Below are 13,928 nucleotides of genomic sequence, written 5' to 3'. Positions count from 1 at the left end.
GGCTTATTTATGCGCCGTCAGCCGTGAGACCACCTCGTCGACCGACAAAAGCTCGCGCTCGCCGGTCGCACGGTTCTTCAGCTCCACCTTGCCCTCGGCGAGGCTCTTCGGCCCGATCAGCACCTGCCACGGAACGCCGATGAGATCGGCGGTGGCGAACTTGCCGCCCGGACGCTCGTCGCGGTCGTCGTAGAGCACGTCGCGACCGGCGGAAAGCTCGCGATACAGACGCTCGCTCGCCGCATCCGTGCCGGAATCGCCCACCTTGAGGTTGAGGATCGCCACGTCGAACGGAGCCACGGCCTCCGGCCAGATGATGCCGCTCTCGTCGTGGCTCGCCTCGATGATCGCGGCGATCAGGCGGCTCGGGCCGATGCCGTAGGAGCCCATATGGACCGGCTTCTCCTGCCCGTCGGGTCCCATGACCTTCGCGCCCATAGGCTCGGAATACTTGGTTCCAAAGTAGAAGATGTGGCCGACCTCGATGCCGCGCGCCGACATCTTCTTGTCTTCGGGGACGGCGTCGAAGGCCGCCGCGTCATGCATCTCCGATGTCGCGGCGTAGAGCGACGTCCACTTGTCGACGGTGCTCTGCAGGCCGGAAACATCGTCGAAATTCGTGTCCGCCGGCGGGATCGCGTAGTCGAGATAATCGGCGTGGCAGAACACTTCGCTCTCGCCGGTGGCGGCCAGAATGATGAACTCGTGGCTCAGGTTGCCGCCGATGGGGCCGGTATCGGCGCGCATCGGGATCGCCTTCAGGCCCATGCGGGAGAAGGTGCGGAGATAGGCCACGAACATCTTGTTGTAGGAGTGGACCGCGCCCTGCTGGTCCAGATCGAAGGAATAGGCGTCCTTCATCAGGAACTCACGGGAGCGCATGACGCCGAAGCGCGGGCGCACCTCGTCGCGGAACTTCCACTGGATATGGTAGAGGTTCAGCGGCAGGTCCTTGTAGGAGCGCACATAGCCCCGGAAGATCTCGGTGATCATCTCCTCGTTGGTGGGGCCGAAGAGCATGTCGCGCTCGTGCCGGTCCTGGATGCGCAGCATCTCCTTGCCATAGGCATCGTAGCGGCCCGATTCCCGCCAGAGGTCGGCGGACTGGATCGTCGGCATCAGAAGCTCGATGGCGCCGGAGCGATTCTGCTCCTCGCGGACGATCGCATTGACCTTGTTGAGCACCTTCAGGCCCAGCGGCAGCCAGGCATAGATGCCCGCCGCCTCCTGGCGGATCATGCCGGCGCGCAGCATCAGGCGGTGGGAGACGATCTCCGCCTCTTTCGGCGTCTCGCGGAGAATGGGGAGGAAATAGCGGCTCAAACGCATAGGACGCCTTCAGTCTCGGTCAGGAATGGAACGGTGAGTCACGACTCGTTTTCAGCACACAACACAGGCGACGGCGAAAAGACAAGCTGCCATCCTGCCCCGAGGCCTGCGACGCAATGGATTAGACCAAAGATCAATACAACAAGTGCCGTAAAATGCATCAGGGCCTGCCCAAGAATAGTGACACCATTGAGGAAGCCAACTATAAAACAGTCGCAACGTCTCAGACCTTCAAATAGGCAGAGGCTGCGGTCCGAGTTTCGGGAGGAACGCGATCCCCAAGCGCCGGTTCAGGCGCTGGTGCTAAAAAGCCAGGGGTCAAAACAACGCCAAAAGGCAGTTGAGCAAGGCGAAAGCCTTGCTTTTTTCTTTTGTTTTCAAGGTTTTTTCAAGTTCTTCCGGTCGCGCCCGGCCTCATGCCGGAGCCAATGGGCCGCGCCCGTGAGAATTGCGCCCGGGTTGTTCCTCAACGCCACCCTGCCCGTCGCTGATGCAGCCCTTCGGATCCGCTCCACCGATGCGCTCTTCAAGACAGCGGGGCGTCGGATGGGCCCCAAAAGCGCCAATCCATTTTCATGTCCGTTGCTCTCGAGGCGCGGCCTCCCACGTCTTCGCCTCTCGGCTGTCGTCCGGGCCGCAGCGGAGCCCGGAAGCCATAAAAGCACTCTTTCAGAATGAAACGGGCAATTCCCGCAGTGCCCTTTCCCAAGATGGCGAGGCTCCGGATCCCTGTCTGCTCCGGGATGATGGGCAGCAAGAGACGCTCCGATAGTGTTAAGCCGCCTGCCCGGCCTCACTCCGGGCATCCAACCCGCCTCGTCATCCCCGGCTCGTGCCGGGGATCCATGTCATTATGGCGCGGTGTGTCTCAAAACGTGGATGGCCGGATCAAGTCCGGCCATGACGAAGGAGCATGGCGGAAGGAGCGCCAGGACGAAGCGGAGCTGTCAAAGAGCGCAGGGCATGAAGGATCGGCCTCGGGGCTGATCGGCACCGAGGGGAGCAGTCGAGGGGTCACGCGAGGAGCGGTCCGGCTCGATGGAGAATGGTGATGGCTGGGGAACCCGACGGCTCCTCGCGCACGGTTCTTTTAGGCGGCCAACGCATGAACGCGATGGGCGAGCCCACCGGCCGCGGGCGGCCTCCCGTCAGCCCAGGCTGCGTGGCCTGGAGTGCGGGACCGTGCCCCGGCTCCACAACCTGCGACGCCTCGCGAGCGCGCCCCTCGGTGAGCTGGGACAGGTCACGATATAGCTTAGCTTGCCGAGCCCGTCAAGAACAAAAACGGAACATGCCCCTCGCGCCATCCCTCGACGCCTCTGCCGCTTCCGCCGCTCGCCGTCATGGCCGTCTCCGGACTTGATCCGGGGATCAGACCCGGCCACCCACGTCTTGAGAACCGCAACCGCAGAAAGACGGGGATCCCCGGGACAAGCCCGGGGATGACGAGAAGACCCAAACGTCGGAAAGGGGCACGACGACAGCCGTGACGAGAGGGCAGCGTGCCGCGGCCCTCAGAGCCCCGCGAGCGGGAAGACGGCTGCCACGAAGACAAGGACGACTGCCGAAACCAGGCTAGTCCAGATCGCCTTCTCCTGAAGTCCATGGGCCATCGGCGCCCCCGGCTCGGTACCGGCGACCACATCCCCGCTCTCGGCTTGGCTGCGCACGCCGAAGGGCAGGATGGCGAAGAGCAGGATCCACCAGATCACGAAGTAGAGGGCGAGCCCTCCGCTCACCCGCAGATCGAAGCCTGCAACCACGATCGCAACGGCGATGCCTGTGACGACGATCACGACGGCCAGAGTGGACCAAAGGGTGGACGAAAGAGTTTTTACCAGACCTGTCAACAGCTTATCCTCAGGCTTGCTCAATTTCGATGAGGGTTCCGTTGAAATCCTTGGGGTGCAGGAAAAGCACCGGTTTTCCGTGAGCTCCGATCCTCGGCTCGCCGGAACCCAGCACCCTCGCCCCGGAATCCACAAGCCGGTCCCTCGCAGCCAGGATGTCCTCCACCTCGTAGCAGATATGGTGGATGCCGCCGTCCGGGTTTCGCTCAAGGAACTTGGCGATGGGCGAATCTCCGCCGAGAGGCTCCAGGAGCTCGATCTTGGTGTTCGGCAGGGAGACGAAGACCACCGTGACCCCGTGCTCCTCCAGTGCTTCCGGGTCGGAAACCTGCGCTCCGAGCGTGTCGCGATAGAGCTGCGAGGCCGCCGCGATGTCGCGGACGGCAATGGCGACGTGATTCAACCGACCGAGCATAGTGTCTCCCTCAAGGATCGAACGTGCCGTCTTATACCTCGATGACGAGCACATGACAGGCGGGCTTCTTGCCCCATTCCTGATTGACTGCGGCGCGCACGGCCCGGTGGACGGCATTCTCGACGGTTTCGGGGTCGCGGCGCTTGGCCTTGGGCAGACCATCGAGCAGATCGGCCACCGTATCGGCGACGATGTCGGTCAGATCGCGGCCCTGCCGGTTCTTCTCGGGCAATCCCATGACGTCCACCACCGGATCGCCCGCGATCTCGCCGCGATCGTCGATGGCGATGGCGACCGTCACGATCCCGGCGAAGGCCAGCTTCCGGCGCTCCGGAATCGCCCGCTCGCCCGCCGGGATGACGATGTTGCCGTCCTTGTAGACGCGTCCCGCGGGAATGGTGTCGATGATTTCGGGTTTGCCCGGCGCGAGGCGCACCAGGGTGCCATTCTTGGCGCACACCACGTCCGGCACGCCCTGCTGGCGCGCGAACTTGGCGTGCTCGGCGAGATGCAGCGGCTCTCCGTGCGCGGGAACGGCGATGCGCGGCTTCGTCCACTCGTACATCTTCGCCAGTTCGCCCCTGCGCGGATGGCCGGAGACGTGAACCAGCTCTGTGCGGTCCGTCACGACCTCGATCCCCTGGTCGATGAGGCTGTTCATGATGGAGCCGATTGCCTTCTCGTTGCCCGGAATGGCGCGAGACGAGAAGATCACGCGGTCGCCCGCGGTCAGCGTGATGTCGGGATGCTCGTCGGATGCGATGCGGGCGAGCGCAGCGCGGGGCTCGCCCTGCGAACCGGTGAGGATTGCGACGACCTTGTCCCGGGGCATGTACCCGTAATTCTCGGTGGAGCGGAATTCCGGCAGACCGTCGAGATAGCCGCATTCCTTCGCAACATCCACGACGCGATCCATGGCGCGGCCGACCACGACCACCTCCCGCCCGCATTCGCGCGCCGCCTCTGCCACGGAGCGGAGGCGGGCCACGTTCGACGCGAAGGTGGTGACGGCGACGCGATGCGGCGCATCCTTGATGAGCGTCGCGAGATTCTTCGCCACGTCCGCTTCGCTCGGGCTTTCGCCCTCCCGCACCACATTGGTGGAATCGCAGACGAGGGCGAGGACGCCCTCCTCGCCCAGCTTGCGGAAGGATTCCTCCGACGTGAGGCTGCCGAGATACGGCGTCGGATCGAGCTTCCAGTCACCGGTGTGGACGACGAGCCCTTGAGGCGTGCGGATCGCGAGCGCGTTGGATTCCGGGATCGAATGGGCCACCGGCACATATTCGACATCGAAGGGGCCGAGCTTCAGGCGCTGTCCGGGGACGATCTCGTTGAGATCGATCTTCGGCGCATCCGCCTCCGACAGGCGGCGGGTCTCGAGAAGGCCGATGGCGAACTTGGTGGCATAGACCGGCGCGCGCAGGCGCGGCCACATTTCGACGAGGGCGCCGATATGGTCCTCATGCGCATGGGTGATGAAGATGCCGAGCAGATTGTGCCGCTCTTCCTCGATGAAGCGCAGGTCAGGATAGACGAGGTCGATCCCCGGCAGCTGCTCCTCGCCGCCGAATCCCATGCCGCAATCGACGAGAATCCACTGCCGCTCCGCCTCGGGTCCGAAGCCGTATAGGGCGGCGTTCATGCCGATTTCGCCGAGTCCGCCGAGGGGCAGAAAAACCAATTCGTCCTGAGGGGAAGCCATACTTGATCGAGACCTTGTCATGCCAGTGCTAAGGCCTGGCTATATCGTGTAGCAAATGAGGAAAATAAAGATCGCCCGCGTCAATCAGTTCGGCACCCGAGCCGGTTTTCAGCTGCAGGCGTCCGAACCGGTCGAGCCCTTCGAAGACACCATGCTTCTCACCGGACGGAAGGCGAAGGGTCACCTCCTGCCCGATGCCTGCCGCCCGCTCCAGCCAAAGCCGCCGAATGGGGCCGAAGGGATCGGCTGCATTCAAGCGCGCTGCGTTGCGCCATGCCGCGAAGGTCTGCGCAAAGGAAGCGGAGAGCGCCCGGAACATGTCGGCGCGTGTCAGGCCGGGCCTGGCGGTTGTCAGAGCGAGAGCCGGATAGGGCGTGCCGGTCGGCGCGAAGGCCACGTTTACGCCGAAGCCGACGACGATCGCGAGCGGACCATGGCCCGCGAGCCTGTGGCCCTCGAGGAGAAGGCCTGAAACCTTGGCTCCGTCGAGCAGAAGATCGTTCGGCCATTTGAGGGACAGCCGCGGAGCGCCGATTCCGGTGACCGCCTGAACGGCCTCGTGCAGGGCGAGGCCCGCAACGAAGCCGAGCTGCGGCGCATGCTGCGGCTCGCAGGGGTCGGTCAGCAGAAGGCTGGCATAGAGATTGCCCTGAGGGGACGACCATTGACGGCCGTGCCGTCCCCTGCCCGCGCGCTGCTCCGCCGCGACGATCCAGAGCGGCCCCGGATCGCCGGAGCGCGCGGCCTGGAGCGCGTCGTCGTTGGTCGAGTCCGTCGCCTCGATCGAGATGAGCCGATAACCGGCGGCCTCGGCTGCGGGCGACAGATCCACCATCAGAACAGGGAGCGCGCAGCCTCGCCCGCGGCCGCGACGAGCGGAGCCGGGACGATGCCGAAGAGTACGACGAAGATGCTGGACAAGCCGAGCACCAGCTTCACGCCGGCGGGCATGGAATCGTAGGCCGCCCCGGGCTCGTCGAAGTACATCACCTTCACGATGCGAAGGTAGTAGTACGCGCCCACCACGCTGGTCACGACGCCGATGATGGCGAGCGCGACGAGATTGGCGTTGATCGCCGCGGTGAACACCGCGAACTTGGCGAAGAAGCCGGCCAGCGGCGGAATGCCCGCGAGCGAGAACATGATCATCGCCAGGCAGAAGGCGAGGACCGGATGGGTGCGTGCCAGCCCCGACAGGTCATCGACATTCTCGAACATCACGTTGCCGCGACGCAGTCCGAGGATGACGGCGAAGGCGCCGAGCGTCATGGCGAGATAGATCGCCATGTAGACGGCCACGCCCTGGACGCCCTCCACCGTGCCGGCGGCCAGGCCGATCAGCGCATAGCCGACATTGCCGATCGAGGAATAGGCCATCAGGCGCTTGAGGTTGCGCTGGCCGATGGCAGCGAAGGAGCCCAGCGCCATCGACGCGATGGCAATGAAGACGATGATCTGCTGCCACTGGCCGACGATGTTCGGGAACGCGTCGATGAAGACGCGAATGGCCATGGCCATGCCGGCCATCTTGGGGGCGGCGGAGAAGAAGGCGGTCACCGGAGTCGGTGAGCCCTCGTACACGTCGGGCGTCCACATGTGGAACGGCACGGCCGAGATCTTGAAGGCGATGCCGGCGGCCACGAACACGATGCCGACGACGGCGCCGAGGCCCACCTGCCCCTGCAGGATCCCCGCGATCGCCGGGAACGACACGTTTCCGGTGAAGCCGTAAACCAGCGAGGCGCCGTAGAGCAGCATGCCGGAGGCCAGGGAGCCCAGCACGAAGTATTTCAGTCCGGCTTCCGTCGAGCGGACGTTGTCGCGATCGAACGCCGCGATGACGTAGGACGAGAGGCTCAGCAGTTCGAGCCCGAGATAGAGCGCGATCAGGTCGTTGGCCGAGATCACCATCATCATGCCGAGCGTCGAGAGCACGATCAGGATCGGATACTCGAAGCGGCTGATACCCTCCCGGCGCATGTAATCCATCGAGAGGATCACGCTGCCCGCGGAAGCGATGAGCGTCAGGGACTTCATGAACTTGGCGAAGCCGTCGACCACGAAGGAGCCGTACATGGTCTCGACACGCTCGCCGGGCAGCATCTGAACGGCCACGAAGGCGACCGCCAGAAGCGCGAGGGCGATGATGTTCATGCCCTCTCCGGAGCGCTCGCCGCGGATCGCGCCGAACAGGACCAGGGCAAGGGCGCCCGCCGCGAGGATGATCTCCGGCAGCACGGGGCCAAAAGCGGGAATGGTGAGGACGGGGTTCATCATGACCTCAGTGTGCGGTGAGAGCCGCCGTTTTAACGGTGGAGAGCGCTGCCTGGACGCTCTGCATGAGCGCATCCGTCGGCACGGCGAAGGTGTCGAGGATCGGACCGGGCTGCACGCCGTAATAGATGACCAGCAGCACCAGCGGCGCGAAGGTGATGATCTCGCGACGGTTCAGATCCGTGATGGTCTGGAGCGCAGGCTTGTCGAGCTCTCCGTAGACCACGCGGCGATAGAGCCAGAGCGCGTAGGCGGCCGAGAGGATCACGCCCGTCGTGGCGAAGAAGGCCACCCAGGTGTTCGAGCGGAACGCGCCCATGAGGGTCAGGAACTCGCCGATGAAGCCCGAGGTGCCGGGAAGCGCCACGTTGGCCATGGTGAGGATCATGAACACCACCGCATACATGGGCATCCGGTTCACGAGGCCGCCATAGGCCTTGATCTCGCGGGTGTGCATGCGGTCGTAGATCACGCCGACGCAGAGGAAGAGCGCGCCGGAGACCAGACCGTGGGAGATCATGGTGAACATGGCGCCCTGGATGCCCTGCTCGTTCATGCTGAACAGGCCCATGGTGACGAAGCCCATATGCGCCACGGAGGAATAGGCGATGAGCTTCTTGATGTCCTCCTGCATCAGGGCGACCAGGGAGGTGTAGATGATCGCGATGACCGAGAGGGCGAAGACGAGCGGCGCGAAATACACGGAGGCGTCCGGGAACATCGGCAGCGAGACTCGGATGAAGCCGTAGCCGCCCATCTTCAGGAGCACGCCCGCCAGGATCACCGAGCCCGCCGTCGGCGCTTCCACGTGCGCGTCGGGCAACCAGGTGTGGACCGGCCACATGGGCATCTTCACCGCGAAGGACGCGAAGAAGGCGAGCCACAGCCAGATCTGGAGGTTGTACGGGAACTTGAACGCGAGCAGCGTCGGGATGTCCGTGGTCCCCGCCTGCCAGTACATGGCCATGATGGCGAGCAGCATCAGCACCGAGCCGAGCAGCGTGTAGAGGAAGAACTTGAAGCTCGCGTAGATGCGGCGCTTGCCGCCCCAGATGCCGATGATGAGGAACATCGGAATGAGGCCCGCCTCGAAGAACAGGTAGAAGAGCACGAGGTCGAGCGCGCAGAACACGCCGATCATCGTGGTTTCGAGGACGAGGAATGCGACGTAATACTCCTTCACCCGATGCCCGATCGAGTCCCACGAAGCCAGGATGCAGAACGGCATCAGGAACGTCGTGAGCAGGATGAGCGGGATGGAGAAGCCGTCGACGCCGAGCTTGAAGCGGATCGTGTCCGTCAGCCAGGTATGGCTCTCCACCAGCTGGAAGCTGGCGGACGAGGCGTCGAACCGTCCCCACGCGACGAGCGAGAGAACGAAGGTCGCCAGCGTCGTGGCGAGAGCCGCCCAGCGGGCGTTGGAGCGCGCCGCCTCGCTGTCGCCACGAAGCGTCAGGATGAACGCCGCACCGACCAGCGGCAGGACGAGAAGGCCGGAGAGGATGCCGAAGCCGAGCATTAGTGGGCTCCCCTGAAGAGATAGAAGGTCACGAGAGCCGCAACGCCGATCAGCATTGCGAAGGCGTAATGGTAGACGTAACCGGACTGCAGGCGCACCGTGCCGCGCGTCACGTCGAGCACGCGGGCGGAGATGCCGTCAGGCCCGAGCCCGTCGATGATCCGCTGATCGCCCGTGCGCCAGAAGAAGCGGCCTATGGCCATGGCGGGACGCACGAAGATGGCGTCGTACAGCTCGTCGAAATACCACTTGTTGAGCAGGAAACGGTAGAGGATCGGGTGATCCGCCGCGAGCTGCGCAGGACGCTTGGCGTCGACGACGTACATGTAATAGGCGAGCACGAAGCCGAGCGCCATCATCACGGTAGGCAGATACGGCACCCAGCCCGGGATGTGATGCATCGCTTCCAGGATGTTGTTGTCGGGACGGGTGAAAAGAGCGCCCTTCCAGAACTCCTGGTAGCCGTGGCCGAGGAAGGCATCGTGGAAGACGAAGCCGGCAACGACCGCGCCGATGGCCAGCACGACGAGCGGCAGCACCATCACGAGCGGGCTCTCATGGGGCGTGTGAGCCCCGTGATGGCCGTGCTCGTGGTCCGCATGGGTGGCGGGCTCGACGTCATGACCGCGCACGTCGTGCTCGGCTCCCTCATGGTCGGAGGGAGCATGGTGATGGGCGTCGCCCCAGCGCGCATTGCCTTCAAAGGTCATGAAGAACAGGCGCCAGGAGTAGAACGAGGTCATCAGGGCCGCGATCACGGTCGCCAGGAAGGCGAAGGAGCCCGCGGAGCTGTGAGAGGCGTAGGCCGCCTCGATGATCGCGTCCTTGGAATAATAGCCTGCCGTGAACGGGAAGCCGGTGAGCGCGAGCGTGCCGATCGCCATCATCGCCGTGGTGAGCGGGATGTAGCGGCGCAGAGCGCCCATGTTCCGCATGTCCTGCTCGTGGTGCATGGCATGGATCACCGAGCCCGCGCCCAAGAACAGGAGCGCCTTGAAGAAGGCATGCGTGAACAGGTGGAACACACCGGCGCCATAGGCGCCGACGCCGAGCGCGACGAACATGTAGCCGAGCTGCGAGCAGGTCGAATACGCGATCACGCGCTTGATGTCGTTCTGCACCAGGCCCACGGTCGCCGCGAAGAAGGCCGTGATGCCGCCGATGACCGTCACGACGGTCAGGGCGTTCGGGGCGTACTCGAAGAGCGGCGACAGACGCGCGACCATGAACACGCCCGCGGTCACCATGGTGGCGGCGTGGATGAGCGCGGAAACCGGGGTCGGGCCCTCCATCGCGTCCGGGAGCCAGGTGTGCAGCAGGAACTGCGCCGACTTGCCCATGGCGCCCATGAAGAGCAGCAGGCATGCGATCGTCAGGGCGTGCCACTCGATGCCGAGGAAGTGGAACCGGGCGTCGGCGAACTCCGCCACGCGCGGGAAGATCCCGTCGAAGGTGACGCCGTTGAACAGCACGAAGACCGTGAAGATGCCGAGCAGGAAGCCGAAATCACCAACGCGGTTGACGATGAACGCCTTCATGGCCGCGGCGTTGGCGGAATCCTTCTTGTACCAGAAGCCGATGAGCAGGTAGCTCGCGAGACCCACGCCTTCCCAGCCGAAGAACATCTGCACCAGATTGTCCGCCGTCACCAGCATGAGCATGGCGAAGGTGAACAGAGACAGATACGCGAAGAAGCGCGGGCGGTGCGGATCCTCGTGCATGTAGCCGATGGAATAAAGGTGCACGAGCGCCGACACGGTGTTGACCACCACCAGCATCATGGCGGTGAGCGTGTCGATGCGGAACGCCCAGTCGACCTGAAGATCGCCGACGGACATCCATTGGGCCACCTGGATACGGAGCATCGGCTCCTCGCCGAAGCCCACGTGGATGAACGACACCCACGAGAGGACCGCCGCCACGAAGAGCAGCGCCGTGGTGACGATCTCGGACGGCCTGGGGCCGATGACGCGGCCGAAGAGGCCTGCGATGAGGAAGCCGACGAGCGGCAGAAAAACGATAGCGTGATACATGTTCGTCTACTTTGCCGTACGGGCTTGGCTCATGGCCGCATGATCTTGGTCAGAAAACCGGGTCCCACTTTTCCGGATCATGCTTTAGCCCTTCATCATGTTGACGTCTTCGACCGCGATGGAGCCGCGGTTGCGGAAGAAGACCACCAGAATGGCGAGGCCGATGGCCGCCTCGGCCGCTGCGACCGTCAGGATCAGCAGGGCGAAGACCTGGCCGACGATGTCGTTCAGGTGGGTCGAGAAGGCCACCATGTTGATGTTCACCGAGAGCAGGATCAGCTCGATGGACATCAGGATGACGATGACGTTCTTGCGGTTGATGAAGATGCCGAACACACCGAGCGTGAAGAGCACGGCGGCGACGGTGAGATAATGGCCCAGTCCGATAACCATCGCGTGTCTCCTTAGATACCCTGACGGAAGGGAACCTTCCGCACCTGGACGGCCGTTTCCTGAGTCCGGGCGTTCTGCATCGAGATGTTCTGGCGGCGCACGCCGACGCGCTCGCGAAGCGTGAGCACGATGGCGCCGATCATGGCCACGAGCAGGATCAGGCCGGCCGTCTGGAAGAAGTAGAAGTAGCGGGTGTAGAGCACGTGGCCGAGGGCCTCCGTGTTGGTCATGACGTCGGCGGCCGGAATCGGAACCGCGGGCGCGCGGACCAGCCCGGGATCGACCACATAGGCGCTCACGACGAAGATGAGCTCGATCAGGAGCACGATGCCGATCAGCGCCCCGAACGGCAGGTACTGCAGGAAGCCCTGGCGGAGCGCCGCGAAATCCACGTCGAGCATCATGACGACGAAGAGGAAGAGCACCGCGACCGCACCCACGTAGACGATCACCAGGATCATCGCGAGGAACTCGGCCCCCATCATCAGGAACAGGCCCGCCGCGTTGACGAAGGCCAGGATGAGGAAGAGCACCGACTGCACGGGATTGCGGGACGCGATCACCATGAAACCGGAAGCGATCGTAATGGTCGCGAACAGATAGAAGAAGGCGGCGGTAACCGTCATGCTCAAACACAAGCCGCCTCGAGTGCGGCCCCTTCCGACGTGGCCAGGAATCCCCGGCGGGAATCCAATGGCGTGTCTATAAATTCCGAATCCGGCGGGAACAACCCACCGGACATGCATGCCCCCTGCCCTTTGCCGGGCAGGAACTCCGGAACCGGCCCCTTTTCGTGGGACCGGCTCATTCTCCCAGAGCCACTTTCCGCCGTGAACCGGGGTTCACGCCGCGGAAAACGCTCCGCTTACCGATAGGGCGCGGTCTTCGCGATGTTCTTCGCGATCTCACGCTCCCAGCGCTCGCCGTTCGCGAGAAGCTTGGCCTTGTCGTAGAGAAGCTCCTCGCGGGTTTCCACGGAGAACTCGAAATTGGGGCCCTCCACGATGGCGTCCACCGGGCAGGCCTCCTGGCACATGCCGCAATAAATGCACTTCACCATGTCGATGTCGTAGCGCGTCGTGCGGCGGGTGCCGTCGTTGCGGCGCGGACCGGCCTCGATGGTGATGGCCTGAGCGGGGCAGATGGCCTCGCACAGCTTGCAGGCGATGCAGCGCTCTTCCCCGTTGGGGTAGCGGCGCAGCGCGTGCTCGCCGCGGAACCGGGGCCCGCGGTGGCCCATCTCGAAGGGATAGTTGAGCGTGGCCTTCGGCTTGAAGAAGTACTTCGTGGTCAGGATGAACCCGGCCACGAATTCCTTGAGCAGAAGGGCGTTGAAGAATTCACGGGTCTTCATGTCGCCTATCTCCTTTAGCGCATGCCCGGCGCGTTGCCGGTGACCATCAGCACGCCTGCCACGATGACGACCATGGCGAGCGAGAGCGGAAGGAACACCTTCCAGCCCAGACGCATGAGCTGATCGTAGCGGTAGCGAGGCACCAGGGCCTTCACCATGGCGATGAGGATGAAGAGGAAGCTCGCCTTGAGCACGAACCAGATCACGCCCGGCACCCAGGTGAAGGGCGCGAAGGGGATCGGGGACAGCCAGCCGCCGAGGAACAGGATCGTGCCGAGCGCGCACATGGTCATGATGGCCACGTATTCGCCGAGCATGAACAGCAGGTACGGGGTGGAGGAATATTCCACCATGTAGCCGGCCACCAGTTCCGATTCCGCCTCCGGAAGGTCGAAGGGCGGGCGGTTCGTCTCCGCCATGGCCGAGATGAAGAACACCACGAACATCGGGAACAGCGGCAGCCAGTACCAGCCGAGGATGCCTAAGCGCGTGTTCTGCGACTCGACGATCTGCGACAGGTTGAGGGTGCCCGCGCACATCAGCACGGTCACGATGACGAAGCCGATGGAGACCTCGTAGGACACCATCTGCGCCGCCGAGCGGAGCGCGCCGAGGAACGGGTACTTCGAGTTCGAGGCCCAGCCGCCCATGATGACGCCATAGACGCCGAGCGACGAGATCGCGAAGATGTAGAGAATGCCGACATTGATGTCGGCGATCGCCCATCCCGCGTTGAGCGGAATGACCGCCCAGGCCGCGAGCGAGAGAGTGCACATCACCAGCGGCGCCAGGAGGAACATGCCCTTGTTGGCGGGAGCCGGGATCACGGGCTCCTTCAGCACGAACTTGAGAAGGTCGGCGAAGGACTGAAGCAAGCCCCAGGGACCGACCACGTTCGGGCCCCGCCGCAGCTGAACCGCGGCCCAGACCTTGCGGTCGGCATAAAGGGCATAGGCGATGAAGATGAGAAGCGCGACCAGCATGAGCACGCTCTTGCCCAGCATGATTGCGACAACGAGGAGGATATCTCCAAATTCCATGGTTCTTTCTCTCCTC

Annotated in this window: 12 protein-coding genes; all 12 read right to left on the bottom strand. The window is 64.0% G+C overall.

Features of this window, described 5'->3' with window-relative positions; all coding sequences use genetic code 11:
- Positions 1–3 precede the first annotated feature (3 nt).
- The 12 genes from proS to nuoH all read right to left on the bottom strand — a co-directional run bounded on the left by proS (position 4) and on the right by nuoH (position 13,912).
- Positions 4–1,329: a proline--tRNA ligase gene (gene proS, locus ACS5Q0_RS15795; RefSeq protein ID WP_473127604.1), complete on the bottom strand. Its 1,326-nt coding sequence runs from the start codon at positions 1,327–1,329 to the stop codon at positions 4–6.
- Positions 1,330–2,843: 1,514 nt separating this feature from the next.
- On the bottom strand, positions 2,844–3,179 hold the full coding sequence (locus ACS5Q0_RS15790; protein ID WP_473127603.1) for a DUF1467 family protein: 336 nt from the start codon (positions 3,177–3,179) through the stop codon (positions 2,844–2,846).
- A 10-nt stretch (positions 3,180–3,189) separates the two neighbouring features.
- Entirely contained in the window at positions 3,190–3,594 is a 405-nt protein-coding gene (gene mce / locus ACS5Q0_RS15785) for a methylmalonyl-CoA epimerase (RefSeq protein ID WP_473127602.1), read from the bottom strand.
- 31 nt (positions 3,595–3,625) lie between these two features.
- Positions 3,626–5,299 carry a ribonuclease J gene (locus tag ACS5Q0_RS15780; protein WP_473127601.1) on the bottom strand — a complete coding sequence of 558 codons (1,674 nt, stop codon included), beginning with the start codon at positions 5,297–5,299 and terminating at the stop codon, positions 3,626–3,628.
- A 28-nt stretch (positions 5,300–5,327) separates the two neighbouring features.
- Positions 5,328–6,134 carry a biotin--[acetyl-CoA-carboxylase] ligase gene (locus ACS5Q0_RS15775; protein WP_473127600.1) on the bottom strand — a complete coding sequence of 269 codons (807 nt, stop codon included), beginning with the start codon at positions 6,132–6,134 and terminating at the stop codon, positions 5,328–5,330.
- The gene (gene nuoN / locus ACS5Q0_RS15770; RefSeq protein WP_473127635.1) at positions 6,134–7,573 is read right to left on the bottom strand and encodes an NADH-quinone oxidoreductase subunit NuoN; all 1,440 of its coding nucleotides are present in this window, start codon (positions 7,571–7,573) and stop codon (positions 6,134–6,136) included. The genes ACS5Q0_RS15775 and nuoN overlap by 1 nt, the downstream gene beginning before the upstream one ends.
- Positions 7,574–7,580: 7 nt before the next feature.
- Complete coding sequence (locus ACS5Q0_RS15765) at positions 7,581–9,092, bottom strand: NADH-quinone oxidoreductase subunit M (RefSeq protein ID WP_473127599.1); 1,512 nt, start codon at positions 9,090–9,092, stop codon at positions 7,581–7,583.
- Positions 9,092–11,125, bottom strand: a complete 2,034-nt coding sequence (nuoL, locus tag ACS5Q0_RS15760) for an NADH-quinone oxidoreductase subunit L (protein WP_473127598.1) — start codon at positions 11,123–11,125, stop codon at positions 9,092–9,094. The genes ACS5Q0_RS15765 and nuoL overlap by 1 nt, the downstream gene beginning before the upstream one ends.
- Positions 11,126–11,209: 84 nt before the next feature.
- Entirely contained in the window at positions 11,210–11,518 is a 309-nt protein-coding gene (gene nuoK, locus ACS5Q0_RS15755; protein WP_047187180.1) for an NADH-quinone oxidoreductase subunit NuoK, read from the bottom strand.
- Between the two features lie 11 nt (positions 11,519–11,529).
- Positions 11,530–12,144 carry an NADH-quinone oxidoreductase subunit J gene (locus ACS5Q0_RS15750; protein WP_473127597.1) on the bottom strand — a complete coding sequence of 205 codons (615 nt, stop codon included), beginning with the start codon at positions 12,142–12,144 and terminating at the stop codon, positions 11,530–11,532.
- 239 nt (positions 12,145–12,383) lie between these two features.
- Positions 12,384–12,872 carry an NADH-quinone oxidoreductase subunit NuoI gene (gene nuoI, locus ACS5Q0_RS15745; RefSeq protein WP_473127596.1) on the bottom strand — a complete coding sequence of 163 codons (489 nt, stop codon included), beginning with the start codon at positions 12,870–12,872 and terminating at the stop codon, positions 12,384–12,386.
- A 14-nt stretch (positions 12,873–12,886) separates the two neighbouring features.
- A complete protein-coding gene (gene nuoH, locus ACS5Q0_RS15740) occupies positions 12,887–13,912 on the bottom strand; it encodes an NADH-quinone oxidoreductase subunit NuoH (protein WP_473127595.1) in 1,026 nt (341 codons plus the stop codon).
- Positions 13,913–13,928 lie beyond the last annotated feature (16 nt).

The sequence above is a fragment of the Microvirga sp. HS2 genome (genome assembly GCF_055792805.1).
This window is presented reverse-complemented; position numbering and strand designations above follow the sequence as displayed.

Bases quoted from the DNA above. Each gene is read 5' to 3' on its own strand.
- proS (WP_473127604.1), bottom strand. From the start codon at position 1,329: ATGCGTTTGAGCCGCTATTTCCTCCCCATTCTCCGCGAGACGCCGAAA.
- mce (WP_473127602.1), bottom strand. From the start codon at position 3,594: ATGCTCGGTCGGTTGAATCACGTCGCCATTGCCGTCCGCGACATCGCG.
- ACS5Q0_RS15780 (WP_473127601.1), bottom strand. From the start codon at position 5,299: ATGGCTTCCCCTCAGGACGAATTGGTTTTTCTGCCCCTCGGCGGACTC.
- ACS5Q0_RS15775 (WP_473127600.1), bottom strand. From the start codon at position 6,134: ATGGTGGATCTGTCGCCCGCAGCCGAGGCCGCCGGTTATCGGCTCATC.
- nuoN (WP_473127635.1), bottom strand. From the start codon at position 7,573: ATGAACCCCGTCCTCACCATTCCCGCTTTTGGCCCCGTGCTGCCGGAG.
- ACS5Q0_RS15765 (WP_473127599.1), bottom strand. From the start codon at position 9,092: ATGCTCGGCTTCGGCATCCTCTCCGGCCTTCTCGTCCTGCCGCTGGTC.
- nuoL (WP_473127598.1), bottom strand. From the start codon at position 11,125: ATGTATCACGCTATCGTTTTTCTGCCGCTCGTCGGCTTCCTCATCGCA.
- nuoK (WP_047187180.1), bottom strand. From the start codon at position 11,518: ATGGTTATCGGACTGGGCCATTATCTCACCGTCGCCGCCGTGCTCTTC.
- ACS5Q0_RS15750 (WP_473127597.1), bottom strand. From the start codon at position 12,144: ATGACGGTTACCGCCGCCTTCTTCTATCTGTTCGCGACCATTACGATC.
- nuoI (WP_473127596.1), bottom strand. From the start codon at position 12,872: ATGAAGACCCGTGAATTCTTCAACGCCCTTCTGCTCAAGGAATTCGTG.
- nuoH (WP_473127595.1), bottom strand. From the start codon at position 13,912: ATGGAATTTGGAGATATCCTCCTCGTTGTCGCAATCATGCTGGGCAAG.